Source organism: Dietzia sp. 111N12-1, from assembly GCF_001658045.1.
Classification (GTDB): Bacteria; Actinomycetota; Actinomycetes; order Mycobacteriales; family Mycobacteriaceae; genus Dietzia; species Dietzia kunjamensis.
This window is the reverse complement of sequence record NZ_LSSV01000060.1, coordinates 113,872-138,399: the sequence shown is the minus strand read 5'-3', so window position 1 is coordinate 138,399 and position 24,528 is coordinate 113,872. Positions and strand designations below refer to the sequence as shown.

Annotated in this window: 23 protein-coding genes; 16 read left to right on the top strand and 7 right to left on the bottom strand. The window is 72.1% G+C overall.

The genetic code is table 11. From position 1 onward, the window contains the following. Positions 1–46 precede the first annotated feature (46 nt). On the top strand, positions 47–838 hold the full coding sequence (locus tag AYO52_RS13855) for a hypothetical protein (RefSeq protein WP_067718472.1): 792 nt from the start codon (positions 47–49) through the stop codon (positions 836–838). A gap of 99 nt (positions 839–937) precedes the next feature. Here the strand turns inward: AYO52_RS13855 and aqpZ are convergent, their stop codons facing one another. The 3 genes from aqpZ to AYO52_RS13840 all read right to left on the bottom strand — a co-directional run bounded on the left by aqpZ (position 938) and on the right by AYO52_RS13840 (position 3,327). Next, positions 938–1,726 carry an aquaporin Z gene (aqpZ, locus tag AYO52_RS13850; RefSeq protein WP_067718469.1) on the bottom strand — a complete coding sequence of 263 codons (789 nt, stop codon included), beginning with the start codon at positions 1,724–1,726 and terminating at the stop codon, positions 938–940. A gap of 150 nt (positions 1,727–1,876) precedes the next feature. Then, positions 1,877–2,650: an NAD-dependent deacylase gene (locus tag AYO52_RS13845; RefSeq protein WP_082924022.1), complete on the bottom strand. Its 774-nt coding sequence runs from the start codon at positions 2,648–2,650 to the stop codon at positions 1,877–1,879. Next, positions 2,647–3,327, bottom strand: a complete 681-nt coding sequence (locus tag AYO52_RS13840) for a hypothetical protein (protein WP_082924021.1) — start codon at positions 3,325–3,327, stop codon at positions 2,647–2,649. The genes AYO52_RS13845 and AYO52_RS13840 overlap by 4 nt, the downstream gene beginning before the upstream one ends. A gap of 356 nt (positions 3,328–3,683) precedes the next feature. On the opposite strand from AYO52_RS13840, the gene typA reads away from it, so the two are divergent. Genes typA through AYO52_RS13820 form a run of 4 tightly spaced genes read left to right on the top strand, consistent with a single transcriptional unit; the run spans position 3,684 to position 8,798 of the window. Beyond that, positions 3,684–5,606 (top strand): translational GTPase TypA, encoded by a 1,923-nt coding sequence (gene typA / locus AYO52_RS13835; protein WP_067718464.1) that lies wholly within the window; start codon positions 3,684–3,686, stop codon positions 5,604–5,606. An 11-nt stretch (positions 5,607–5,617) separates the two neighbouring features. Further along, positions 5,618–7,480 carry an ABC transporter substrate-binding protein gene (locus tag AYO52_RS13830; protein ID WP_067718461.1) on the top strand — a complete coding sequence of 621 codons (1,863 nt, stop codon included), beginning with the start codon at positions 5,618–5,620 and terminating at the stop codon, positions 7,478–7,480. After that, positions 7,477–8,373 carry an N-acetyl-1-D-myo-inositol-2-amino-2-deoxy-alpha-D-glucopyranoside deacetylase gene (gene mshB / locus AYO52_RS13825; protein ID WP_067718458.1) on the top strand — a complete coding sequence of 299 codons (897 nt, stop codon included), beginning with the start codon at positions 7,477–7,479 and terminating at the stop codon, positions 8,371–8,373. The genes AYO52_RS13830 and mshB overlap by 4 nt, the downstream gene beginning before the upstream one ends. Continuing rightward, the gene (locus tag AYO52_RS13820; RefSeq protein WP_235027784.1) at positions 8,370–8,798 is read left to right on the top strand and encodes a hypothetical protein; all 429 of its coding nucleotides are present in this window, start codon (positions 8,370–8,372) and stop codon (positions 8,796–8,798) included. The genes mshB and AYO52_RS13820 overlap by 4 nt, the downstream gene beginning before the upstream one ends. Here the strand turns inward: AYO52_RS13820 and AYO52_RS13815 are convergent. Together AYO52_RS13815 and AYO52_RS13810 are read right to left on the bottom strand one after the other, a co-directional pair. Continuing rightward, positions 8,769–10,472, bottom strand: a complete 1,704-nt coding sequence (locus tag AYO52_RS13815; RefSeq protein WP_082924020.1) for a PH domain-containing protein — start codon at positions 10,470–10,472, stop codon at positions 8,769–8,771. The genes AYO52_RS13820 and AYO52_RS13815 overlap by 30 nt on opposite strands. Continuing rightward, positions 10,469–11,125 (bottom strand): PH domain-containing protein, encoded by a 657-nt coding sequence (locus AYO52_RS13810; RefSeq protein ID WP_067718455.1) that lies wholly within the window; start codon positions 11,123–11,125, stop codon positions 10,469–10,471. The genes AYO52_RS13815 and AYO52_RS13810 overlap by 4 nt, the downstream gene beginning before the upstream one ends. Before the next feature lie 99 nt (positions 11,126–11,224). Between AYO52_RS13810 and AYO52_RS13805 the strand changes: the two genes are divergently transcribed. The 3 genes from AYO52_RS13805 to dapC all read left to right on the top strand — a co-directional run bounded on the left by AYO52_RS13805 (position 11,225) and on the right by dapC (position 15,332). Then, the gene (locus AYO52_RS13805) at positions 11,225–13,804 is read left to right on the top strand and encodes a bifunctional FO biosynthesis protein CofGH (protein ID WP_067718602.1); all 2,580 of its coding nucleotides are present in this window, start codon (positions 11,225–11,227) and stop codon (positions 13,802–13,804) included. 86 nt (positions 13,805–13,890) lie between these two features. After that, positions 13,891–14,214 (top strand): ferredoxin, encoded by a 324-nt coding sequence (gene fdxA, locus AYO52_RS13800; protein WP_067718452.1) that lies wholly within the window; start codon positions 13,891–13,893, stop codon positions 14,212–14,214. A 5-nt stretch (positions 14,215–14,219) separates the two neighbouring features. Next, positions 14,220–15,332, top strand: coding sequence for a succinyldiaminopimelate transaminase (gene dapC, locus AYO52_RS13795; protein ID WP_172812177.1), 1,113 nt, complete (start codon positions 14,220–14,222; stop codon positions 15,330–15,332). 161 nt (positions 15,333–15,493) lie between these two features. Here dapC and dapD read toward each other — a convergent pair whose 3' ends face one another. Further along, positions 15,494–16,462 (bottom strand): 2,3,4,5-tetrahydropyridine-2,6-dicarboxylate N-succinyltransferase, encoded by a 969-nt coding sequence (gene dapD, locus AYO52_RS13790; protein WP_067718447.1) that lies wholly within the window; start codon positions 16,460–16,462, stop codon positions 15,494–15,496. A 7-nt stretch (positions 16,463–16,469) separates the two neighbouring features. On the opposite strand from dapD, the gene dapE reads away from it, so the two are divergent. From dapE to AYO52_RS13750, 8 genes are all read left to right on the top strand, one after another. Continuing rightward, the gene (gene dapE / locus AYO52_RS13785; RefSeq protein ID WP_082924033.1) at positions 16,470–17,687 is read left to right on the top strand and encodes a succinyl-diaminopimelate desuccinylase; all 1,218 of its coding nucleotides are present in this window, start codon (positions 16,470–16,472) and stop codon (positions 17,685–17,687) included. Between the two features lie 85 nt (positions 17,688–17,772). Further along, positions 17,773–18,573: a TIGR00730 family Rossman fold protein gene (locus AYO52_RS13780; protein WP_067718445.1), complete on the top strand. Its 801-nt coding sequence runs from the start codon at positions 17,773–17,775 to the stop codon at positions 18,571–18,573. Continuing rightward, a complete protein-coding gene (locus AYO52_RS13775) occupies positions 18,570–19,127 on the top strand; it encodes a TIGR00730 family Rossman fold protein (RefSeq protein WP_067718442.1) in 558 nt (185 codons plus the stop codon). Before AYO52_RS13780 ends, AYO52_RS13775 begins: the two co-directional genes overlap by 4 nt. Next, positions 19,124–20,014: a dihydropteroate synthase gene (gene folP / locus AYO52_RS13770; protein WP_067718439.1), complete on the top strand. Its 891-nt coding sequence runs from the start codon at positions 19,124–19,126 to the stop codon at positions 20,012–20,014. Before AYO52_RS13775 ends, folP begins: the two co-directional genes overlap by 4 nt. 75 nt (positions 20,015–20,089) lie before the next feature. Continuing rightward, positions 20,090–20,458: a DivIVA domain-containing protein gene (locus AYO52_RS13765; protein ID WP_067718436.1), complete on the top strand. Its 369-nt coding sequence runs from the start codon at positions 20,090–20,092 to the stop codon at positions 20,456–20,458. Between the two features lie 92 nt (positions 20,459–20,550). Continuing rightward, a complete protein-coding gene (locus tag AYO52_RS13760) occupies positions 20,551–20,718 on the top strand; it encodes a DUF3117 domain-containing protein (protein ID WP_067718434.1) in 168 nt (55 codons plus the stop codon). A gap of 78 nt (positions 20,719–20,796) precedes the next feature. After that, positions 20,797–22,272, top strand: a complete 1,476-nt coding sequence (locus AYO52_RS13755; RefSeq protein ID WP_067718431.1) for a M17 family metallopeptidase — start codon at positions 20,797–20,799, stop codon at positions 22,270–22,272. Beyond that, on the top strand, positions 22,269–23,231 hold the full coding sequence (locus AYO52_RS13750; RefSeq protein ID WP_253702169.1) for a putative RNA methyltransferase: 963 nt from the start codon (positions 22,269–22,271) through the stop codon (positions 23,229–23,231). Before AYO52_RS13755 ends, AYO52_RS13750 begins: the two co-directional genes overlap by 4 nt. On the opposite strand, the gene glgA is transcribed toward AYO52_RS13750, so the two are convergent. Next, positions 23,220–24,386, bottom strand: a complete 1,167-nt coding sequence (gene glgA / locus AYO52_RS13745) for a glycogen synthase (protein WP_067718426.1) — start codon at positions 24,384–24,386, stop codon at positions 23,220–23,222. The two genes, AYO52_RS13750 and glgA, sit on opposite strands and share 12 nt — an antisense overlap. Positions 24,387–24,528 lie beyond the last annotated feature (142 nt).

The window sequence follows — 24,528 nt, the reverse complement described above, 5'->3', positions numbered from 1 at the left end:
GGGGTTACGTTCCAGACGCAACCCGACCCCTGAAAGGGAGGCAGCTGTGGACCCCATCATCTGGATCATCATCGGGGTGATCGCGCTGATCATCGTGATCGCGCTCATCGCGATGGCCGTCAAGAGCAGCAACCGGAAGAAGCTCACCGAGGCCGCGGAACTGCGGCGCAGCGCACGAGAACGCGAGCAGCAGCTCGAGCAGCAGGACGCGGTCGTCCGCGAGCAGGAGCACCGGGCGGGTGCAGCCGAGCAGGAGGCCCGTGCGAAGGCCGCCGAGGCCGACAAGCTCCGGGTGGAGGCCGAGCGGCAGCGCGGCACCGTCGACGAGCAGAAGCACGATGTCCGGCGGATGGAACAGACCGCCGAGAAGCTCGATCCCAAGGGCCGTGCTGATGACCTCGACCGCGGTCGCGACCACGGCGATCGGGGCCTCACCCACGATCGCGACCATGGCGGCGACGGGGGCCTCACCCACGATCGCGACAGGGGCGGCGACCTCACCCATGACCGCGACCGCGGTCACGATCACGGAGGGTTGGCCACCGGGACCGGTATGGGCTCGTCCGCCACTTCCGGGTCCGGTATCGACTCCGGTGACCGGGGCCGCCACGGAGCGGGTGCCGCGGCCGCGGGAGCATCCGGAGTCGGCGCGGGTGACGCCGGCGGGCGTCACGCCCGGACCGACGATGTCCCCGGTGGTTCCGATCCGCAGGCGAGGTCGGGGCACCGGACCGGGACGCCCGGCGACACCGTCGACCCGGACCGTCATCCTGACGACAAGCCGGGAATAGTGGACAAGATGCTGGGCCGGACCCGCGGGGATGAACCCCGCCACTGACCGGAGGAGGCCTCGCGCCTCGGAGAGGCCGCATCGATGAGGGGCCCGTGGGAGAGAGATCTCCCTCGGGCCCTTCGTGTTGACCCCGTCGGCGGTGCGTCAGGCCGAGACGGCCGCGGATCGACCGTTCAGCCCGCGAGCGCCGAACAACGGGCCGTACAGGACGCCGGCGATCAGGGCGCCGACGATCGGTGCCACCCAGAACAGCCACAGCTGGCCCGGTGCGCCGCCCCCGTTGAAGAACGCCACGGCCGTCGACCGTGCCGGGTTCACCGACGTGTTGGTGATCGGGATGGAGATGAGGTGGATCAGCGTCAGTGTGAGGCCGATGGCCGCGGGCGCGAAGCTGGCGGGGGCCCGGCGATCGGTGGCGCCGAGGATGACCCATACGAAGAGGGCCGTGAGCACGATCTCGATGAGCAGCGCCGAGAGCAGGCCGTAGCCGTCGGGCGAGTTGGCCCCGTAGCCGTTGGCGGCCATGCTGCCGGTGGCCTCGAATCCGTCTTTTCCGCTTGCCACGACGAGGATCAGCGCGCCCGCGACCAGACCCCCGACGACCTGACTGACGATGTAGATGGGCACTTTCGCCCAGGGAAGTCGGCCCGCGACCGCGGCGCCGATGGTCACAGCCGGGTTGAAGTGACCGCCCGAGATGTGCCCGAACGCGTACGCGCCGGTGAGGACCGTGAGCCCGAACGCGATCGCGACCCCGAGGTATCCCACGCCGACGGGGACGTCGCCGGTATCGGCGGTGGCGATCTGGACCGCCGCGAACACGGCGGTGCCGCAACCGCCGAGGACGAGCCAGAACGTGCCGATCAGCTCGGCGGCGATGACCGCGGTGATGGCCGGGGCGGTAGACGGGGTTGCCGGGGACGAATCAGACATGAGGTGACCTCCGGTCCTGGCCTCCGTGCGAACGGAGGAGCGGGAACTCCGGGCGTGGGTCCCTGCGCGCTACGCTAGCGCGCTCTATCGGCCGCAGAGAGGTTTCCGCCAGCCGGTGTGTGGCAGGGCCGGAAGGGCGGCCCGAGGGGATCAGGGTGCCAAGAGGTGAGGAAGCGCCTGCCCTGCGGTGGCCCGGACGTGGACCGAGACCTCGGAGCCGAGCCCCGAGGCGCCCGGGTTCACCTCGATCACCGGGATCCGGGCGTCGGCGGCGAGCCCGGGTAGTGACGCCGCGGGGTGGACCAGGCCGGAGGTGCCGACGACGAGCACCGCCGCGGCCGAGGTGACCGCGTCGACCGCAGCGTCCCAGGGCCGGCCCGGGAGCATCTCGCCGAACCACACCACGCCCGGTCGGGCGCGCCCGCCACACCGGTCACAGTTCGGCGGGGTGAGGCGGTCGACGGGCTCGGCAGGAGGAGGGCCGACCTCCATCGGCGCGTCGCAGGTGTCGCAGCGGTGGGCGAACAGACTCCCGTGGACGTGGTGCACCCGGCTCGATCCGGCGCGCTCATGGAGGTCGTCGACGTTCTGCGTGACCACCACGACGTCACGGTGGGCCTGGGCGCGGGCCACCGCGACGTGCCCGGCGTTCGGCTCCGCGCCGGAGACCAGGCGCTCGCGCCAGCGGTACCAGGCCCAGACGGTGTCCCGGTCGCGTGCCCAGGCCTCCGGCGTGGCCAGTGCGGACGGGTCGTACCGCTCCCACAGGCCGGTCTGGGCGTCGCGGAAGGTGGGCACACCACTCTCGGCGCTCATCCCGGCGCCGCTGAGAACGACCAGAGGCCCGTCGCCGGCGAGGGCGAGACGGGCCTCGGTCAGGTCCTGGTCGGCGTCGGGGTGGGGCCCGCTACCGTCGCCGGTCACCGGACGAACGCGGTCCCCACGGTGGGGAAGGCGACGCAGTTGGCGGTCCCGCCCTCCTCCAGGTTCGTGGTGACGCCACCCTGCAGGAGCATGAGGACCTGGCCCGGGCCCGTGTCGGCGACACCGTTGACGGTGGCGGGGCCACCCTCGTTGAGGCCGTTGTACCCGAGGACGGTGGTACCGCGACGGCCGTTGTTGACGTTGATCCAGTCGACGGTCATGGGCTGGGCCTGCTGGGCCGCGACACCCTCGGTGCCCAGGGCGGTGAAGATGAAGCCGAGATGGCCGGGGGCGATGCCGGGCAGCGGCAGATCGGCCGGGCCGGGCACGGCGGTCGCGGCACCGACGGCGGTCTGCTCACCGCCGATGCACTGCTGCATGATCGTGGGGTAGGCGAACTGCGCGATGACCGGGCCGTTCTCGGGAATCGGGGTGCCGGGTTCGCCGGTGCCGCGGAAGAACCCGACGGCGCGGGCGATGGTGCCCCGGGTCTCCTCGGGGATCCACTGCTGCTCGGCGAGGTTCTCGATCGCCTGGAGCACGGGCTCGGTCGGGCGTCCCAGTTCGTCGAGCGACTGCGCGCTGGCGGTGGCGGGTGCGGCGAGACCGACCGCGACGGCGGCGACGGCCCCGAGACCGATGGTCCGGAACGAGGTCCTGAGCGAGTGGCGGATCACTGGCGAGTCCATTCTTCGGATGGGGCGGGCGGACCGGCGGACGGGCCGACCGGTCGACCGCTAGATATTCTCATAAGTGTCCCGAGTCACGGGCACCGGGAGTCGGGCAGACGCGCGTTCTGGTGCTGATGTTACAGAAGTTATACGTGATGTAAATAACACAGGGCGTCCGCACTGTCGGGGTGGTCTCAGGATGGGGGAATCGTCCGGATCAGCGGGTAAAGTAGATCCGCACGCGCGCTCGACCGGACGCGCCTGTGGATCGCGGCTGACTAGCGCCGTCGATTCCCACCACCAGCCCGGCGGCCCACGAGCCGCCCCGGGCGCCCGTAAGCCTCCGAGGGAGAACCCAGCGTATGGCCTTGACCGAGTTCCGCAACGTCGCAATCGTCGCCCACGTCGACCACGGGAAGACGACACTCGTCGACGCGATGCTGCGCCAGTCCGGCGCGTTCGACGAACGCGCGGAGCTCGTGGACCGGGTCATGGACTCGGGCGACCTCGAGCGTGAGAAGGGCATCACGATCCTCGCCAAGAACACCTCCGTGCGACGACACGGCGCGGGTGCGGGTGGCGCCGACCTCGTCTTCAACATCATCGACACCCCGGGCCACGCGGACTTCGGCGGCGAGGTCGAGCGTGGCCTGAACATGGTGGACGGCGTCGTCCTGCTCATCGACTCCTCCGAGGGGCCGCTGCCGCAGACCCGCTTCGTGTTGCGCAAGGCGCTCGCCGCCTCCCTGCCGGTCATCATCGTCGTCAACAAGACCGACCGGCCGGACGCCCGGATCGACGAGGTCGTCGAGGAGGCCCAGGACCTGCTCCTCGATCTCGCGGCCGATCTGGAGGACCCCGCCGCCCAGGCCGCCGCCGAGCACGCGCTCGAGCTGCCCGTGGTCTTCGCCTCCGGCCGCGCCGGCAAGGCGTCCACCACCCAGCCGGCCAACGGCCAGGAGCCGGAGGGGGAGAACCTCGACGAGCTGTTCGCGCTCCTCTACGACGTGATCCCCGCCCCCCGCGGAGACGCCGACGCCCCGCTTCAGGCCCACGTCACCAACCTGGACGCCTCCAACTTCCTCGGCCGTATCGGTCTGGTGCGCATCCACAACGGCCGGCTGCGCAAGGGGCAGCAGGTCGCGTGGATCCACAACCTGCCGGGCGGCGAGCAGGAGACCAAGTCCGTCAAGATCTCGGAGCTGCTCAAGACCGACGGTGTCGAGCGGGTGCCCACCGAGGAGGCCGTCGCCGGCGACATCGTCGCGGTCGCCGGTATCAGCGACATCATGATCGGTGACACGCTGGCGGATCCGGAGAACCCGGTCGCCCTCCCGGCCATCACGGTCGACGAGCCCGCCATCTCCATGACCATCGGCGTCAACACCTCGCCCCTGGCCGGCCGGAACGGCGGCAAGAAGCTCACCGCGCGCATGGTCAAGGCGCGCCTCGACCAGGAACTCGTGGGCAACGTCTCACTCAAGGTGCTCGACACCGAGCGGCCCGACGACTGGGAGGTGCAGGGTCGTGGCGAGATGGCGCTGTCCATCCTCGTCGAGACCATGCGCCGCGAGGGGTTCGAGCTCACCGTCGGCAAGCCGCAGGTGGTCACCAAGACGATCGACGGCAAGCTCCACGAGCCGTTCGAGCACATGACCATCGACGTCCCCGAGGAGCACCTCGGCGCGGTCACCCAGCTCATGGCCGCCCGCAAGGGCCGCATGGAGCAGATGAGCAATCACGGCTCCGGCTGGGTGCGCATGGAGTTCACCGTCCCCGCGCGCGGCCTCATCGGTTTCCGGACCACCTTCATGACCGATACCCGGGGTGCGGGGATCGCCAACTCGTACTCCGCCGGGTACGAGCCGTGGGCCGGGGAGATCCGGGCCCGGCACACCGGTTCGCTGGTCGCGGACCGTGCGGGCAAGGCGACCACGTTCGCGCTGCTCGGGTTGGCCGACCGCGGTGACTTCTTCATCGAGCCCGGCTCCGAGGTCTACGAGGGTGTCGTCGTGGGGGAGAACCCGCGCTCGGAGGACATGGACGTCAACATCACCAAGGAGAAGAAGCTCACGAACATGCGTGCGGCCTCCTCCGACGCCACCGAGACGCTGTCCAAGCACAAGAACCTCTCCCTCGAGGAGGCCATGGAGTTCTGTGCCGTCGACGAGTGTGTCGAGGTGGCCCCCGAGGTGGTCCGTGTGCGCAAGGTCCTGCTCACCGCCAACGAGCGGGCCAAGGCCCGCAGCCGGTCCAAGTCGCGCGACCAGCAGACGGTCGGCTAGACCGGAAACAGATGACGACGAGGGGGGCGTCGGTGCGCCGGCGGGGTGCCGCCGCGGTGTGCGCCGCGCTGGCCCTCGTCGTCGTCACCGGGTGCGTCGCCGACCCGCCCCCACCGGCGGTGGTGGGCGAGGAGCGCACCGACGGCGCGTCGGTCACCCTCACGGAGGACGGTCTCCTGCTCGCGCTGAACCGGGTGGACCCGGGGTTCAACCCGCACCTCCTGGCCGACCAGGGGGTGGACACCGACCTCGTGGCCTCGCTGCTGCTGCCCAGCGCGTTCGACCCGGGCCCCGGTGGCGAACAGACGCTCAACCGGGATCTCCTGGTCTCCGCCGCGCGGGTCCCCGGGGCCCCCTCGACCATCCGGTACACGATCGATCAGCAGGCTCAATGGTCTGACGGTGTCCCCGTCGCGGCGGAGGACTTCGAGTACCTCTGGCGGCAGATGACCACCCAGCCCGGCGTGGTCGATCCGGCCGGGTACGAGAGGATCGTGGAGGTCCGTTCCGGTGCGGGCGGCAAGGTCGTCGACGTGGAGTTCGACGTCGTGCCGGAGCACTGGCGGGGCCTGTTCACCCACCTCCTCCCCGCGCACATCCTCAAGGGTGCGCCCGACGGGTTCCAGGGCTCGATGCAGTTCCTGCCCGTGACGAGCGCGGGTCCGTTCATGATCCGCACGGCCGACATCGGCCGGGGGCAGATCGAATTCGTGCGCAACGACCGGTACTGGGCCCGCGCGCCCGAGGTCGACCAGATCGTCGTGCGACGCGCCACCGGAGCCGGCCAGCTCGGCGAGGCGCTGAGGGGCGGTCCCGGGGTGATGGCGATCGTCTCGGCGAACCCGGTGGCGGCAGACGTGGCCGCCACGGTCCCGGGAGTGACCACCGCGCCCCTGGAGAGCGCGGCCCAGCTCGAACTCGGGCTGAACACGGTCGCGCCGGCGGTGGCCGATCCGGCGGTCCGTCGCGCGGTGGCCGCGGCGATCGACCCCGAGGTGGTCGGGCGCATCGTCACGCGGGAGGCCGATCCGTCCGTGTCATCCTTCCCGTTCCCGGCGGGATCGGCCGACACCGTCACCGCTGACGCGGACGCCGTCGAGCGCGCGCTGGGCGACGCCGGCTTCACCCGCACGGGCACGCGGTGGCGACGTGACGGGGCCCCGCTCGCCGTGACCCTGGGGGTCGAGGGTGCGGACGAGCGGGCCGTGACCGCTGCCTACACCGTCGCCGACCAACTGCGCGCTGCGGGGATCGGCGCCCGGGTGTGGGAGCTGGACGCGACCGCCCTGTACGCGGACGCCCTCCCGCACGGGCTCGTCGACGGGGTCGTGGGCTGGCAGCGGACCGACGGACGGCCCGAGGTCGCCGCGGTGTCGCGCTTCGCCTGCGCGACCCCCCCGGCCGCCACCGGGACGACGACCGCGGCCCCGTCCCGCACGCCGACGACCGTGTCGAGCCTCATCCCGCCCGACCCGGACACGGGCGAGACCCCCGATCGACGGACGAGTGCCACCTCCACCGTCACCACGACGCCCACCACCCCCTCGCGCACACTCGGCCGCGGCGCGGCCGCGCGGGCCGGTGACGTCACCGGAGTCTGCGACCCCGAGCTCAACCGGGCGCTCGGCGTGGCGGAGCCGGGGGGGTCGTCCGGTCAGGGCGCCCCGCCCGCCCCGGGTGCCGTGACCGATCTCGCCGCCGCGGGCGACAGGGTCGCCGAACTGGCCCTGCGGGTGCCGCTCGTGCGGCCGGCCCTGCTGCTGGCGGCCGACGGGGTCGACGTGAGCGGGACGGAGCCGGCCCGCGACGACCCGGACCAGAGGCCGGCCACCGACGTGTTCGACACCGCACCCGCCTGGAGGAGGACCGGATGACACCGACCACCGCGACCCCGCCCGCCGACGGCGTGCGCGCCCTGTTCGTCCACGCCCATCCCGACGACGAGGCGATCACCACCGGCGGCACGATCGCCGCGCTGGTCGCCGCCGGTGCCGACGTCCGGGTCGTCACCTGCACGCTCGGGGAGGAGGGCGAGGTACTCGGCGAGGAGTTCGCCGGCCTCGTCGCGGACCGCGCCGACCAACTCGGCGGATACCGGATCGGCGAGCTGGCGGGCGCCCTGCGCGCCCTCGGGGTCGACCGAACCCGCTTCCTCGGCGGCGCCGGCCGGTGGCGCGACTCCGGGATGGCGGGGACCGCCTCGGCCGACCACCCGCGTGCGTTCGTGCGGTCGGGCAGGGAGGCGGTGGACGAGGTGGTGGCCGTCCTCGACGACTTCAGGCCCCATCTCGTGGTGACCTACGACCCGCGGGGCGGCTACGGCCACCCCGACCACATCCGGGCCCACGAGGTGGTGCACGCCGCCATCGAGGACGCCGCCCACCGGCCGGAGCGCGTGGCCTGGACGGTCACCGCGCGGTCGGAGACCACCCGGACCCACCCTGCGCCGCCCGCGCACCTGCGGCACCCGGAGTCCGGCGAACTGCCGTCCGTCCCGGACTCGAGGCTGACCCACCGCGTCCCGCTGGACGACGCCGACTACGCCGCCAAACTGGCCGCCCTGACCGGACACGCCACCCAGCTCGAGCTGGTGCCCGGCCCCGAGGGGGAGCCCTGGTTCCTCGCCCTGACCAACGGGGTCCTGCAGTCCGTCCCCCAGGTGGAGTGGTACATCGCCCGTGACCGCGCCGAGGACGACGGCCCGTACGTCACGTGCCCGGCCGGGTCCGCGCATCTGCTCGACGGGCTGGGCGGGGAGCGACCGTGACGGCCGCGGCGCAGGGCGCGCAGGGGGCCTCCGTGGTACCGCGTGCGCGGGCGGCTTCCGTCGCCGAGTTGGGGACTGCGCTGGTGCTGCTCGCGATCGGTGCGGTGGCAAGCTGCGTGCTCGCCTCGGCGTGGCTGACCATGTATGTCGGTCTCGTGCCGGTCCCGATCAGTGTCCTCGCCGCCGGGGCGTGGTCGCTGTTCCTGGTGTGGGTCGGGTCGATGTGGTCGCAGCGGAAGATCGTGGCGGCGTTCCCCGCCCTCGTCTGGATCCTCACGTTGGTCGCGATCAATCTGGGCCCCGGGGGAGACATGCCCGTGCCGATCGGACTGCGCGGGCTCGCGCTCCTGGTGTTCGGGGGTCTGGTCCCGCTGTGGATGGCCACGCTGTGGCCGTCACCCGCGTCGGACGCCCATCGACGGTGAGACACGGCCCCCGGGCTCTCCGGTGTGGTGCCACACGTCGGTGATCCCCGGCGTCAGCGCCTCGGCGAGCGCCCACGCCTCGTCGGCGTCGATGTCGACCACCGAGTAGACGCCGTTCCCGGCCGGTGTGGCCGCGGAGACGGTCGCGACGCGCGCCGTGCGCTGGAACACCGACTGGGTGACGGTCCAGCCGATGATCCCGTCCGCCTCGAGAACGGATCGCTTGGCGGTCCACGACCCGTTCGAGGTCACCAACACCTCCGGCAGTAGCGCGTGTCCGAGCATGCGGATACGGTCCACCGACAGCACCACGAAGAACACCAGTGCGGCGGGGATGCCCCAGTGCACCCAGATGTCCGCCGACGGGCCCGAGTCGATCCGCACCAGCACGATGATCCCGGCGACGATCCAGAACGGGAGCAGGCCCCGGGTGACCCGCCGACGGGAGGCCTTCCACGGGTGCCGCCGCAGCGGGACGGTCACCGGCGTCTCGTTTCCGAGGATGCGGATCGCCACCCGACGCACGTCCGCGATCGGCGCCTGCGGCAGCAGGGTCGACGCGGTGGCGCCCTTCTTGGTGCCGGTCATGATGGGTTCCAGCCGGCCGCCGCCGAGCATCCGCAGGTAGACCGGCAGCCGCATCTCCACGCCGCGCAACCGGGCCTTGTCGAGGGCGATGTGCTTGCGCCGCAGGATGCCGTTCTGGACGTAGAGCAGCTGGCCCCGGTCGGTCAGCGCGTACTTGCCGTACCGGATGGCGTAGGTGATGATCGCCAGCACCCCGGCGACCAGCCAGATCGCGACCCCCTTGCCGACGAACGCCCAGGGTTGCCCCAGTGAATCCAGCCAGTCGATGGTCCCCTCGACCACCGCCAGGTCCATGATGCGGTCGTGCATGTCGCCCATCTGCCAGGTGATGAGCCACAGGGAGAACAGCACGCCGAACCCGATGAAGGAGAACGGCGCGAACCGCGACCAGGTGACCTTCCACCGGGCGATGTCCTCCCCGTATTTCGACCCCCACTGTTCCTCGTCCTCCACGTCGAGCGAGGGGTCCATGGCGCGTCGGTGTTTGAGGAGCTCGTCCCGCAGCGGGTCGACGAGTGTGGTGTCGATGGCGTCGAGGCGGAACCGCTCGGCGTCCGACTTCCCGGAGTCGGCCCGCCCGGTCCCCACCTCCACGATCGAGACCTTGAGGACCCGGTGGAACAGGTCGGACTCGGTGTCGACGCTCCGGATGCGCTGACGGGCGACAGTGACCACCTGTCGACTGAAGAAGCCCTTCTTCAGGATGATGTGGGTGCGGCCGACCTGATAGCTGGTCGACAGCCACCGCAGGACACCGCTGAGGATCACCAGCGAGACCACGATAATCTCGAACCAGTAGTTGCTCCGGTTGGAGCCCAACCACAGGGAGATGAGGAACAGCGGGAGCAGACGGGTCAGCATGCCCAGCGGGTACACGAGCAGCATGCGCCAGGACAGGCGCTGCCACGGGGCCTCCGGGTCGATCTTCTCCCCGATCGCGGGTTCGTCGGCCGAGAGGACCTCTTCCGCCGGTTCGGCTTCCGGAGCCGGGGCGATGCCAGCGGAGGTGACGCCCTCGTCGTCGTCGTCGTACCGGTCGTCGTCCGACCCCGCCGTCACCCCGGCCGCCGTCTCGGGCCCGGTCACGTCCCGTCCTCCGAGTCCAGGTTGGCGATCGCGATGAGGTGCTGGGCCAGCGCCTCGGCGTCGGCCAGGTTGAGCCCGCGGATCTCCACCGTGCCCTGGGCGGACGCGGTGGAGGCGTTGACGGTCGCCAGGCCGAACCACCGCTCGAACAGCGTGCGCGTCGTGTACACGGTCTGCAGACGGGCCAGCGGCGCGATGCGGAACTGGGTGGTCCACCACCCCTTGCGTGAGCACACCGCCGTGTCCGAGACGTCCCACCGGGCCACGATGTATCGCCACCACGGCGCCACGACGATGCCCATGAACGCGAACGGCACCGTCACCGCCAGCGCCACCCAGTTCCAGAACGCCATGACGTTGTCGCCCCAGAAATACCAGCCGACCTGCAGGCCCGCGAGGACCGCCCAGGACCAGATCCCCTCGATCACGAAGAGCAGCGGCGTGCGCTTCTCGATCCGGTGCCGCGGCGCGGTGACCAGCACCCGGTTGTTCGTCAGCAGTGCATCGCCGGTGTCCGGCAGTTCGCCGCCTGGGTCCCGCTCGTCGAGCGTCGGGCGCGGCGCGCGGAGCGCGTGTGCACCCCCGTCGGCTGCGGCCGGGCTGGACACCAGGGGGTCCCCGTTCGTGCGGAGGGGGACTGCGTGATCGGGCATGACGGTAAGACTAGTGGGCGGGAGGACGCGTCAGGCCCCTGACCACCCGTGGAGCGCCGACCGCTCGCCACGCACGCGAGGTGGGGCATCATCACGGGCATGGATCACGCACCGAACCCCGCCGATCCCCGGCCCACGGCGTCGGCCATGCGGCGCGCCCTGCGCCGGGCCTCCGACGGGCTCACCCTGGACGTCACCGAGGCTGCCGTGCTGCTCGCCGCGCGGGGCGAGGACCTGGCGCGGCTGACCTCCCTCGCCGCCGGCCGCCGGGACGCACGCCTGGTGGACGAGGGGCGCCCCGGGGTGGTGACGTACTCCCGCAAGGTGTTCGTCCCGCTGACCCGCCTGTGCCGGGACCGCTGCCACTACTGCACGTTCGTCACCGTGCCGGGCAGGCTCCGCGCGGCGGGCGAGGGCATGTTCCTCGACCCCGACGAGGTCGTGGACCTGTGCCGCCGCGGCGCGGAGGCCGGGTGCAAGGAGGCGCTGTTCACCCTCGGGGACCGGCCGGAGGACCGTTGGCCCGAGGCCCGGGAGTGGCTCGAGTCCCGCGGCTTCTCCTCGACGCTGGACTACGTGCGCGCCATGGCCATCCGGGTGCTCGAGGAGACCGGGCTGCTGCCGCACCTCAACCCGGGCGTCATGAGCTGGTCCGAACTGTCCACGCTCAAGCCGGTCGCCCCGTCGATGGGCATGATGCTCGAGACCACCGCCACCCGGCTGTTCACGACCCCGGGCGAGTGCCACTACGGCAGCCCCGACAAGGATCCGGCCGTACGGCTGCGCACCCTCACCGACGCGGGCCGCCTCGCCGTGCCGTTCACCACCGGGATCCTCGTGGGGATCGGGGAGAACCGCACCGAGCGGGCGGAGAGCCTGCTCGCGCTGGCAGGGCTCGCCCGCGAGTTCGGTCACCTGCAGGAGGTGATCGTCCAGAACTTCCGCGCCAAGCCGGACACCGCGATGCGCGCCGCGGACGACGCGGACACCGACGAGTTCCTCGCCGCGATCGCCGTCGCCCGACTGGTTCTCGACCCGCGCGTGGCCGTGCAGGCCCCGCCCAACCTCGTCGACCGCGACGACGTGCTGGCCCTGATCGACGCCGGTGTGGACGACCTGGGCGGCATCTCACCGCTCACCCCGGACCACGTCAACCCGGAGCGGCCGTGGCCGCATCTCGACGAGCTCACCGCCGACCTCGCCGCGCGCGGGTGGACGCTGACCGAACGACTCACCGCGCATCCCCGCTACGTCGGTGCGGGAGACGCGTGGATCGACCCGCGGGTGGCGGGCCACGTCCGTGCGCTGGCGGACCCGTCGAGCGGGCTCGCCGTGGTGGGGGACGACGACGAGGTGGTGCAGCCGCAGGGACGGCCCTGGCAGGAGCCCGACGACGACTGGGACTCGAGCGGACGGACCGATCTGCACACGGCGATCGACTCCGAGGGCCGCAATACGGACACCCGGTCGGACATCGGCGAGGCCTTCGGCAACTGGGACGTCATCCGGGCCCGCGCGGCGGAGCTCGGGGCCGCGGCGCTGGTCCCCGAGCGGGCCGACGCCGAGGTCGTGGCCGCGCTGCGCGCCGCCGAGGCGGACCCCGCCGGCCTCACCGATGAGCAGTACCTCGCGCTGGCGACAGCCACCGGGGACGGCCTGGCCGCCCTCGCGGGGCTCGCCGACCGGATCCGCGCGGACGTGGTGGGGGACACCGTCACCTACGTGGTCAACCGGAACATCAACTTCTCCAACATCTGTTACACCGGCTGCCGTTTCTGCGCCTTCGCCCAGCGCAAGGGCGACGCCGACGCGTTCTCGTTGTCCGCCGCCGAGGTCGCCGACCGGGCGTACGAGGCGTACGTCTCCGGCGCATCCGAGGTGTGCATGCAGGGCGGCATCGACCCGGACCTGCCGGTGTCCGGGTACGCCGACCTGGTCCGCGCGGTCAAGGAGCGGGTGCCGTCCATGCACGTGCACGCGTTCAGCCCCATGGAGATCTCCAACGGCGCCTCGCGATCCGGCGTGGGGGTCCGGGAGTGGCTCACCGAGCTCCGTGCGGCGGGGCTGGACACCATCCCCGGTACCGCGGCGGAGATCCTCGACGACGAGGTGCGCTGGGTCCTCACCAAGGGCAAACTCCCCGCCTCCGAGTGGATCGACATCGTCACCACCGCCCACGAGGTGGGGCTGCGGTCGAGTTCGACGATGATGTACGGCCACGTGGACACCCCGCGCCACTGGGTGGCCCACCTGCGGACCCTCCGCGGGATCCAGGAACGCACGGGCGGCTTCACCGAGTTCGTCCCGCTGCCCTTCGTGCACCGCAGCGCGCCGCTGTACCTGGCCGGCGCCTCACGGCCCGGACCGACCCGGGAGGAGAACGTCGCGGTCCACGCCCTGGCCCGCATCATGCTGCACGGGGCGATCGACCACGTGCAGACGAGCTGGGTCAAGCTCGGGGTCGCGGGGACGCGGACCATGTTGCGATCCGGCGCCGACGACCTGGGCGGGACCCTGATGGAGGAGACCATCTCGCGGATGGCCGGCGCAGAGAACGGCTCGGCCAAGACCCCGGAGGAGATCGAGGAGATCGCCACCGGGATCGGACGCCCGGTCCGCCGTCGTGACACCGTCTACGGACCCGCCCACCGACCCGTCGGGGTGACCGTCGCCACATAGGTCGATCGGCTCACGGGGCGGCTTCCGCATCCGCGTGGCCTGTGACATACGATTCAGGTCATACCGCTACGAGGAAGGTGGCTGACGTGACCTACACGATCGCAGAGCCGTGCGTCGACGTGATGGACAAGTCCTGCGTCGAGGAGTGTCCTGTCGACTGCATCTACGAGGGTGGACGGATGTTGTACATCCACCCCGACGAGTGCGTCGACTGCGGGGCGTGTGAGCCGGTCTGCCCCGTGGAGGCCATCTTCTACGAGGACGACGTCCCGGACGAGTGGACCGAGTACAACGCCGCGAACGCGGACTTCTTCGTCGAGCTCGGATCGCCGGGCGGCGCGGCCAAGGTCGGCAAGGTCGACTACGACCACCCGATGGTCAAGGCGCTCCCGCCCATGAACCAGGAGTGACCCCGGTGGTGTCGCGCCCGGAGCGTCGACCGCCCGGGCGCGCGCTCCCGGTGTTCCCCTGGGACACCCTCTCGGACGCCCGCTCGCGCGCCTCCGCCCACCCGGACGGTCTCGTCGACCTCACCGTCGGTACGCCCGTGGATCCGGTCGCCCCGGTGATCCGCGAGGCGCTCGCCGCAGGCTCGGACCGGCCCGGGTACCCCACGACCGTCGGCACCCCCGCTCTGCGGCGGGCCGCGGTCGACGCGCTGGAGCGCCGGTACGGCGTCACGGGGCTCACTCCCGACGCCGTGCTACCGGCGATCGGCACAAAAGAACTCATCGCGGGCCTGCCCGCCCAGCTCGGACTGGGGCCGGGCCACTCGGTCGTTGTGCCCGAGGTCGCCTACCCGACCTATGAGGTCGGCGCACTGCTGGCGGGGGCCACGGTGGTTCGCGCCGACTCGCTCATGCAGCTCGGCCCGTCCTCGCCGACGTTGCTATACCTCAACTCGCCGTCGAACCCCAGTGGCAAGGTGCTCGGCGTGGACCACCTGCGCAAGGTGGTCGGCTGGGCCCGCGACCGCGGCGTGATCGTGGCCTCCGACGAGTGTTACCTCGGACTGGTGTGGGAGGGTGAGGCGCCCTCGATCCTCGATCCGCGTGTCTGCGACGGCGACCACACCGGTCTCCTCGCACTGCACTCGCTGTCCAAGACCTCGAACCTCGCGTCCTACCGCGCCGGGTTCGTCGCTGGTGACCCCGGCCTGGTAGCCGAGCTGCTCGAGGTGCGCAAACACGCCGGGATGATGATGCCGCTGCCCGTCCAGTCGGCCATGACGGCCGCCCTGGGCGATGACGCCCACGAGGCCGAGCAGCGTGAGCGGTACCGGGCCCGCCGTGCACGCCTGCTGCCCGCGGTCGAGGCGGCCGGATTCCGGATCGATCACTCAGAGGCCGGCCTGTACCTGTGGGCCAGCCGCGACGAGCCCTGCCGCGACACCGTGGACTGGTTCGCCGAGCGCGGCGTGCTCGTCGCGCCGGGCGAGTTCTACGGGCCCGCCGGGGCGCGACACGTCCGCATCGCGCTCACCGCCACCGACGCCGCGGTGGACGAGGCCGTGCGCCGACTGGGCTGAGCAGGCCGCCCGCGTCGCCCGGACTCTCGCGTCGCCCATCACCCGGTGTCCCGCGTCGCCCGGCCACCCCATCGAGAAGGACGTTCCGCGCACCGCCTCTCGGGCGATGTGTGCGGAACGTCCTTGTCGACGGAGGGTGACGCCGCCGATGAGCGTCGGCGTCAGTCGTTGGCGTGCAGATCCGCGTTGAGCTCGACGCCCTCGCGCTTCCACGGCACCGCCTCGACGGAACCGGTCAGTGAGTTGCGCCGGAAGAGCAGGTTGTCCATGCCCGAGAGCTGGCCGGCCTTCACGGGCTCCCGCTCGGCCCAGGCGCCCGCCCGGACATCCACCTTCGTGCCGGCGGTGACGTACAGCCCGGCCTCGACCACGCAGTCGTCGCCCAGCGAGATACCGACACCCGAGTTGGCCCCGAGCAGGCACCGTTCACCGATCGAGATGGTCTCCTTGCCGCCGCCGGAGAGCGTGCCCATGATAGAGGCCCCGCCGCCGACATCGGAATCGGCGCCGACCACGACGCCCGCGGAGATGCGACCCTCGACCATCGACGCGCCCAGCGTGCCGGCGTTGAAGTTGACGAACCCCTCGTGCATGACCGTGGTGCCCTCGGCCAGGTGGGCGCCCAGGCGGACGCGGTCGGCGTCGGCGATGCGAACGCCCGACGGGACCACGTAGTCCACCATGCGCGGGAACTTGTCCACGCCGTACACCGTGACCGGGCCGCGGGCCCGCAGCTTGGCGCGCACCAGCTCGAAACCCGGGACCGCGCACGGTCCGAAGTTGGTCCACACGACGTTGCTGAGCTTGCCGAACAAGCCGTCCATGTTCGCGAAATGCGGCTTGATGAGGCGGTGGCTGATGAGGTGGAGCCGGAGGTAGGCGTCGTAGGCGTCGGCCGGCGGCTGGGTCAGGTCCTCGATCTCCACCCGCACGGCCACCGTCTCGACCCCCCGGTCGGCGTCGGCGCCGGTCAGCGGCGACAGTTCGGCGGGTACCTCGTCTCCGGACAGCACCCGGTGACCGCCGGCGGACGCGGCGCCCAGCTCCGGCTCGGGGTACCACACGTCGAGAACGGTGTGGTCGGACGTCAGGGTGGCGATTCCGGTGGCCACGGCTCCATGTGCACTCATGGCCCCGATGCTAGCGGTCTGCCCCGACGGGCACGGGTCACGGGCAACTAGGGTGGGGGCCGTGACCGCCGCCCTCGATCTGACCGCCGACCCGGTCGACCTCACCCGCGCCCTCGTCGACATCCCCAGTCCCTCACGGGAGGAGGATGCGATCGCCGCCGCGGTCCACGACGCTCTCGTCGCGACCGTCGCCGGGTTCACCGGGCCCGCCGCCGACCGGACGGAGGTGGTCCGCGACGGCAACCGGGTCCTCGCCCGTACCTCCCGGGGCCTCCCGACCCGGGTCGTGCTCGCCGGACACCTCGACACGGTCCCCCTGGCCGACAACGTCCCGTGCCGGGTCACCGGCGAGGGGACGGACACGGTCCTGCACGGGTGCGGGACAGTGGACATGAAGTCCGGGGACGCGGTGTTCCTGCACCTCTTCGCCGCGCTGGCGGACTCCGACGAGCTGGCGCACGATCTCACCCTGGTGCTCTACGACTGCGAGGAGATCGAAGCCACGGCCAACGGTCTGGGTGTCCTCGAGCGCACGCACCGCGACTGGTTGACGGGCGATGTGGCGATCCTCGGTGAGCCGACCGGCGGGCTCATCGAGGCCGGCTGCCAGGGGACCCTGCGGATCCGGGTCCACGCCCGCGGCGTGCGGGCCCATTCGGCGCGGAGCTGGCTGGGCGACAACGCCGTGCATCGGCTCGCGCCGGTGCTGGGGGCACTCGCGGCCTACGAGGCCCGGTCGGTGGACATCGACGGGTGTGTCTACCGCGAGGGTCTGCAGGCCGTCCGCATGTCGGCGGGGGTCGCCGGCAACACGGTCCCGGACGAGGCCTGGCTCGACGTGAACTTCCGATCCGCCCCGGACAGGGACACCGATGCCGCTCTCGCGCACGCCCTCGACGCACTGGGGCTGACCGGTCTCCCACGGGTGGCGGAAGGGGAGACCCCGCTCGCCGAGCCCGGTCTGTCCTGGGAACTCACCGACCTCTCGCCGGGGGCGCTGCCCGGTCTGGGGGCCCCGGTCGCGGCGGAACTCGTCCGTGCGGCCGGCGGGCGGGTCCGTGCGAAGTACGGGTGGACCGACGTGTCCCGTTTCGCGACCCTGGGGATCCCGGCGGTCAACCTCGGCCCCGGCGACCCCGGCATGGCCCACAAGCGTGATGAGTACTGTCCGGCGGCACAGATCACCGAGGTCGGCAGGGTGCTGCGCACCTACCTCACCGGCTAGGGCGCGGGAGCCCCGGGATCGCCCATGTCCCGGGTACCGCCACTCTCGGCCCCACCCCCAGATCATCGAAGGAGACCCCCGGCCCATGGCCCCCAACGACCCCGTGCACATGCGAGGCCCCGTCCTCGTCCGTCGTGAGAAGGGTGGCGAACACACCACCACCGACCAGCGGCTGCTGGACAAGAACCAGGACACCGACTGGCTGCACACCGACCCGTGGCGGGTGCTGCGCATCCAGAGCGAGTTCGTCAACGGCTTCGGCGCGCTGGCCGAACTGTCGGACGCCGTCAGTGTGTTCGGTTCGGCCCGCACCCGGCCCGGGGACCCGGCGTACGAGCAGGCCGTGGAGTTGGGCCGTGCGCTGGTGGAGGCCGGCTACGCGGTGGTCACCGGTGGTGGCCCCGGGCAGATGGAGGCGGCGAACAAGGGGGCGTGGGAGGCGGATGGCGAGTCTGTCGGGCTCGGGATCGAGTTGCCCCACGAGCAGGGCCTGAACCGGTGGGTGGACCTGGGACTGCACTTCCGCTACTTCTTCATCCGCAAGACGATGTTCGTCAAGTACACGCAGGCCTTCGTGTGCACGCCGGGCGGGTTCGGCACCCTCGACGAGTTCTTCGAGGCCATCACCCTCGTCCAGACCGACAAGATCACCAGGTTCCCGATCGTGCTGCTCGGCGTGGACTTCTGGGCCCCGCTGACCGACTGGATCCGCGGCACGCTGGCGGAGGAGGGGATGATCTCCGCGTCCGACCCCGACCTGTTCCTGGTGACGGACTCCGTGGCGGAGACCGTGGAGTACATCCGCGAGGCCCACCACAGGGCGGCGCTGACGTCCGAGGAGCGGGAGGACCTGTACGGCGAGGAGCACCGCGGGGTCGAGCGGTGACGGCGCCGGTCGCCGGTCGCCGTGTCTGCGTCTACTGCGCCTCCTCCACGTACGACCCGGAGATGCTGGCCATCGCGACGCAGGTGGGGGAGGGCATCGCCAGACGCGGGTGGTCGCTCGTCTCGGGCGGCGGCAACGTCTCGATGATGGGTGCGCTCGCCGAGTCGGCCCGCGCGGGTGGCGCACGCACCGTCGGTGTGATCCCCGAGGGGCTGCGGGTCCGCGAGGTCGCCGACACCGCGGCCGACGAACTCGTCGTCGTCACGACCATGCGGGAACGCAAGCGGGAGATGGAGGAACGATCCGACGCGTTCCTCACCCTGCCCGGCGGGATCGGGACGATGGAGGAGATGTTCGAGATGTGGACCTCGGCGTCCCTGGGCTTCCACCACAAGCCGGTGGTGCTCTACGACCCGATCGGGTTCTACCGCCCCTTGCTGGACTGGGTCGGAGGGTTGGTGGAGGCCGGATTGGTCAAGGACGAGGCGATGGCGAGCCTGGTCGTGTGTGACGATCTCGAGGCCGCGCTCGACGCCTGTGGAGGTCGGGGATGACCGGTGCCGGTGCCGCTCCGGCGCCGGCGCCCACCCTGTGTGGCCGCCCGGTCCCGGTCGATCGCCCGCTGGTGATGGCGATCGTCAACCGTACGCCGGACTCCTTCTACGACCGTGGGGCCACGTTCACCGACACGGCGGCGATGGCGCGGGTCGACGAGGTGGTGGCGGCCGGCGCAGACATCCTCGACATCGGCGGCGTCAAGGCCGGGCCCGGTGACCTCGTCGACGCCGCGGAGGAGACCCGCAGGGTCGTGCCGTTCGTACAGGCCGTGCGTGACCGTCACCCGGACGTGGTGATCTCGATCGACACCTGGCGGGGCGAGGTCGCCCGGCGCGCGTTGGCGGCCGGGGCGGACCTGGTCAACGACACGTGGGCGGGGCACGATCCCGGCGTCCTGACCGCGGCGGGGGAGGCGCGCGCCGGGTTCGTCTGTTCGCACACGGGCGGCGCGGTGCCCCGGACGCGGCCGTTCCGCGTGGGGTATGCCGACGTCGTCCGCGACGTGGTCGACGAACTCTCGGCAGCTGCCGACCGCGCGCTGGCGGCCGGTGTCCCGCCGGACGGCATCCTCATCGACCCCACCCACGACTTCGGCAAGAACACCTTCCACGGCCTCGAGTTGTTGCGACGGATGGACGAGATCGTGGCGGTCGGGCACCCGGTCCTCATGGCGCTGAGCAACAAGGACTTCATCGGCGAGACCCTGGACGCGGGCGTGGACGACCGCGCGGAGGGCACCCTCGCGGCGACCTCGGTCGCGGCCTACCTCGGGGCGCGGGTCTTCCGCACCCACGACGTCCCGGGCACACTGCGCGCCCTCGAGATGGTGTCGTCGATCGTGGGGACGCGCCGACCTGCGCGAACCGTACGCGGCCTGGCGTGACTTGCCACACCGCCAGGGGCGGGCCGTGTGCCAGACTGGTCGCGGCGCTAGTCACTACAGGAGGGGAGCACGGGAATGCTCACCATCGTCGTCTACGTGGTCGTCACCCTGGTCGTCGCGGCGGGGCTGTTCGGGCTGTCGCTCGTGGTGTTCGGCCGTTCCGAGGTGTTGCCGCCCGTGGCCCGGGACCACACGGTCACCCACCTGCCGGACGGGGCCCTGGCCGGTGATGATCTCCGGTCGGTGCGATTCGGCATGTCGGCCCGTGGATACACAATGGCAGAGGTCGACTGGGCACTCGAGCAGGCGGCGGTGGAGATCGACCGGCTCCGGGCCCGGTTGGGCGAGGACGTCACCGTGGCCGGGGACGCCGCGGCGAACGGGGCGCAGAACGGGGTGGACGGTCGTCCCGCTACGGCGTCCGGACGCGGCCGGACGCGCTAGAATCGACATCATCCACTCAGCAGTACCGATCGTGGGCACGGGCGCTCGTACAGTGCGCCGCCCCGCGGACAAGGACGAAGGGAAACGACTCGATGGCGGCTATGAAGCCCAGGACCGGTGACGGACCGATGGAGGCGGCCAAGGAAGGCCGTGGGATCGTCATGCGCGTCCCTCTGGAGGGTGGCGGGCGTCTCGTCGTCGAGCTGACCCCCGATGAGGCCAAGTCGCTCAGCGAGGAGCTGTCGCAGGCCATCTCCTGATCTCGTCGCCCCACCGATGCCGGCGCATCCGACCCTCGTGGCGGGTGCGCCGACTCATATCCCGGAAGGTCCTCGTCGATGTCCGCCGTCCCCGGCCGTCCCCTGCCCTCGGTCCGTGTCGTCTCCGGTCCCGCCCCCGATGCCGCGCTGGCGGTCGTCACCCGCGCTCCCGAGCCCGGTCGCGTGCCGCTGGGGCGCGCCGACGAGGCGCGGGTCTCCGTCCACGACGGGCGACCGGTGGTCGAGGTCGAGTTGGCCGACTCCGCGCCCCGTCCGGGCTGGTCGGGGGCGGCGGATCACGGTCTGGGGCACCGGCGGGTGGGCGCCGCGTTGGCCCGCCACCTACGGGACTCGCGGGCGGAGGGGCCGGTGACCGTGGCCGTGCCCGGGGCCCTACCGGCGGACCGGGTAGGCGATCTGGTCATCGGGTACCTCCTGGGTGCGCGTGGCCAGGACGTCTTCGCCGCGGACCCCGCACCTGTCGTTCCCGATCTGGTCGTGGAGGTGGCGGCCGGTCCGGGCAGTGGCGACGACGACGAGGTGATCGTCGCCCGCGCGGTGGCGGCGGCCGAGGAGGCCGCCCGGGCCACGGCGATGGCGCGCGATCTCGCCGGGGCCCCCTCCGATCTGAAGACACCCGAGTGGCTGGTGGCCCGGATGGCCGAGGCGCTGGGCGCGGCGGGCATGCGGACCGAGGTCATCGAGGGAGACGGGCTGGTCTCCGGCGGGTTCGGCGGCGTGCTCGCGGTGGGCGGGGGCTCGGCGGCCGGCCCGCGCGTGCTGGTGGCCCGTCGCCCCGGTCCGGGCCCGCGGGTGCTGCTGGTGGGCAAGGGCATCACCTTCGACACCGGGGGGATCTCGGTCAAGCCCGCCGACGGGATGCATCTCATGCGTACGGACATGGCGGGCTCGGCCGCGGTCGTGGCGGCGGCCGCGGCGTTCTGTTCGGACGGGTCGCCCGGGTACGCCGACGTCGACCTGACCGTGGTGGTGCCCTCCGCCGAGAACATGCTGTCCGGTTCCGCCTACCGCCCGGGTGACGTCGTCACGCACGTGGGCGGAACGACGTCCGAGGTCACGAACACCGACGCGGAGGGCCGGATGGTCCTCGCCGACGCGCTCGCCCACGGCATCGCCGAATGCGACCCGGAGGTCGTCGTGGACGTGGCCACCCTCACGGGTGCGATGAAGGTCGCGCTGGGGATGCGCACGGGAGCGGTCATGGCGAACGACGACGACCTCGCCGACCGGGTCGCCGCGGCGGGGGCGGCGGCGGGGGAGCGATGGTGGCGGCTGCCGCTCCCCGACGATCTGCGCCCGGCAGTCCGCTCCGATATCGCCGACCGTCGGCAGGCCCCCACGGGGCCGGGTGCCATCACCGCGGCGTTGTTCCTCGAGGGTTTCGTGGACGGTCGGCCGTGGGCGCACCTCGACATCGCCGGGCCGGCCCGCTCGTCCGAGGAGATCGACGAGGTCGGGCCGGTGGCCACCGGGTTCGCTACGCGCACGCTCATGGCGTTGCTCCGCGACCTCGCGGACCGGCCCCGCCCGTGAGTTCCTCCCCGTCAGCACCTGCGGGCTCGGGGCCGGCCGCCCTCGACCGCGTCGTGCCGCTGTTGCGCTGCCCGGTCTGCGGACAGGGTATGGAGGCCGTGGACCGGGCGGTGGTGTGCGCTGCCGGGCATTCGTTCGACCGGGCACGGCAGGGGCACCTCAGCCTCTTCGGTCCCCGCGGCCGGCGCTTCCCCGGCGACGGTGCGGACCAGGTCGCGGCGCGCGACCGGGTCCTCGGCTCGGGACTGTTCGACCCCCTCGTGGCGATCCTCGCCGGAGTCGCCCGCGAGGCGCTCGCGCCCGGGGCCGGCGGCGTCCGCTCGGGATCGGCCCGACCGGTGGTGCTCGAGCCCGGCGCCGGCACGGGCTTCTACCTCGCCGGGGTCGTCGACGCGCTGGCGGGGGCCGGGCGGTCGGCCGGCGCGCTCGGGGTCGGCACGGAGATCTCCACCGCGGCAGCGCGCCGTCTCGCCAGGGTCCACGATGACGTCGCGGCGCTGGTCGCGGACACCTGGGACGGACTCCCGCTCGCGGACGACTGCGTCGATCTGGTGCAGGTGGTCTTCGCCCCGAGGAACCCCGCGGAGTTCGCCCGGGTGCTCCGGCCGGGTGGCACGTTGGTCGTCGCCGTTCCCGGGCCGGGCCATCTCGAGCCGCTGCGTTCGGCCGGCGGCATGCTGGAGCCGGCCCCGGACAAGTCGGACCGCCTGGACGCGGACCTCGCCGACCACTTCCGCCCCGGCCCGGTGCGTACCGTCGACGTGCTCACCGAGGTCCCCGCCCCGGTGGCCGTGGATCTGGCCCTCATGGGGCCGAGCGGCGTCCACCTCGACAGGTCCGGGCTCGAGGCCCGGTTGGGCCCGCAGGACCGCCCGGTCCGGATGCACATCGAGGTGCACACCTACCGGGCGCTGCCGGCCGGCGCGCCTGTAGAGCCCGGGGGGCCTCTACAGCAGTGAGGCGTACATCCGATGGGTCTGCTCGGCGATCGCCTCCCACGAGAACCGGGTACGGGCCCGCTCCTCGCCCGCCCGTCCCATCCGGGCGGCCTTGCCCGGGTCCGCCACCAGGTCGTTGACGGCAGCCGCGAGCCCGGCCTCGAATGCGTCGGTCGCGGATGCGTCGTAGTGGACGAGGGTGCCCGTCTCGCCGTCGACGACCACCTCGGGGATCCCGCCGACATCGGACGCCACGACCGCCGTGTCGCACGCCATCGCCTCCAGGTTGACGATGCCCAGTGGCTCGTAGACCGACGGGCAGGCGAAGACCGTCGCGGCGGAGAGGATCTCGATGACCTCCTCGCGCGGCAGCATGTCGCGCAGCCAGAACACACCGTCGCGGGTGGACTGCAGGTCCGCCACCAGCGACTCCATCTCGGCGGCGATCTCGGGGGTGTCCGGGGCGCCGGCACACAGCACCAGCTGGGCGTCAGGGTGGAAGTCCCGGGCGGCGCGCACCAGATGCGGCACGCCCTTCTGCCGGGTGATCCGGCCGACGAACGCGACGATCGGCCGGTCCGGGTCCACCCCGTTCCGGCGCAGGACCGAGCCCTCGCCGGCGAAGGTCTCGACGGGTGACCACACGGAGGTGTCGATGCCGTTGAGGATCACGTGGATGCGGTCCGGGTCGATCTCGGGGTAGACGCGCAGGATCTCGTCCTTCATCCGGGCGCTCACCGCGACCACCGCGTCGGCTCCCGCGAAGGCGGTGCGCTCCGACCACGACGAGACCCGGTATCCGCCGCCGAGCTGCTCGGCCTTCCACGGCCGGCTGGGTTCCAGCGAATGCGCGGACACGACGTGCGGGATGCCGTAGAGCTGCCCCGCGAGGTGCCCGGCAAGCCCCGTGTACCAGGTGTGGGAGTGGACGAGGTCCGCGCCCTCGGCCGCGACGCTCATGCGCAACCCGGCGGAGAGAGTCTGGATCGCGGGGTTGGCGTCCGCGCCCAACTCGGGATCCGGTCGGAAAGCGCGGGCGGTGTCGCGGTCGGCCCCCATGCACAGCACGTCCACCTCGCACAGCGGCCGTAGGTTGGCCACCAGTTCGGTCACGTGCACTCCGGCACCGCCGTAGACCTCCGGCGGGTACTCCCTCGTCATCATCGCTACTCGCACACCGGCCAAGGTAGTCGCTCGGGCCCCCGCCCGAGGCGTGCCCGGCGAACACCGCCCGACCGCGGGGTTACGGTTCGGTACTGGGCGGGGGCAAACCGCACGATGACCGGTCCGGGTGAGGGCGGAGTCGATACGGTGGGGG

Bases quoted from the DNA above. Each gene is read 5' to 3' on its own strand.
- AYO52_RS13755 (WP_067718431.1), top strand. From the start codon at position 20,797: ATGTCCGCCGTCCCCGGCCGTCCCCTGCCCTCGGTCCGTGTCGTCTCC.
- dapD (WP_067718447.1), bottom strand. From the start codon at position 16,462: ATGAGTGCACATGGAGCCGTGGCCACCGGAATCGCCACCCTGACGTCC.
- aqpZ (WP_067718469.1), bottom strand. From the start codon at position 1,726: ATGTCTGATTCGTCCCCGGCAACCCCGTCTACCGCCCCGGCCATCACC.
- AYO52_RS13830 (WP_067718461.1), top strand. From the start codon at position 5,618: ATGACGACGAGGGGGGCGTCGGTGCGCCGGCGGGGTGCCGCCGCGGTG.
- AYO52_RS13780 (WP_067718445.1), top strand. From the start codon at position 17,773: ATGGCCCCCAACGACCCCGTGCACATGCGAGGCCCCGTCCTCGTCCGT.
- AYO52_RS13810 (WP_067718455.1), bottom strand. From the start codon at position 11,125: ATGCCCGATCACGCAGTCCCCCTCCGCACGAACGGGGACCCCCTGGTG.
- folP (WP_067718439.1), top strand. From the start codon at position 19,124: ATGACCGGTGCCGGTGCCGCTCCGGCGCCGGCGCCCACCCTGTGTGGC.
- AYO52_RS13760 (WP_067718434.1), top strand. From the start codon at position 20,551: ATGGCGGCTATGAAGCCCAGGACCGGTGACGGACCGATGGAGGCGGCC.
- AYO52_RS13765 (WP_067718436.1), top strand. From the start codon at position 20,090: ATGCTCACCATCGTCGTCTACGTGGTCGTCACCCTGGTCGTCGCGGCG.
- AYO52_RS13805 (WP_067718602.1), top strand. From the start codon at position 11,225: ATGGATCACGCACCGAACCCCGCCGATCCCCGGCCCACGGCGTCGGCC.
- dapE (WP_082924033.1), top strand. From the start codon at position 16,470: ATGCTAGCGGTCTGCCCCGACGGGCACGGGTCACGGGCAACTAGGGTG.
- typA (WP_067718464.1), top strand. From the start codon at position 3,684: ATGGCCTTGACCGAGTTCCGCAACGTCGCAATCGTCGCCCACGTCGAC.
- mshB (WP_067718458.1), top strand. From the start codon at position 7,477: ATGACACCGACCACCGCGACCCCGCCCGCCGACGGCGTGCGCGCCCTG.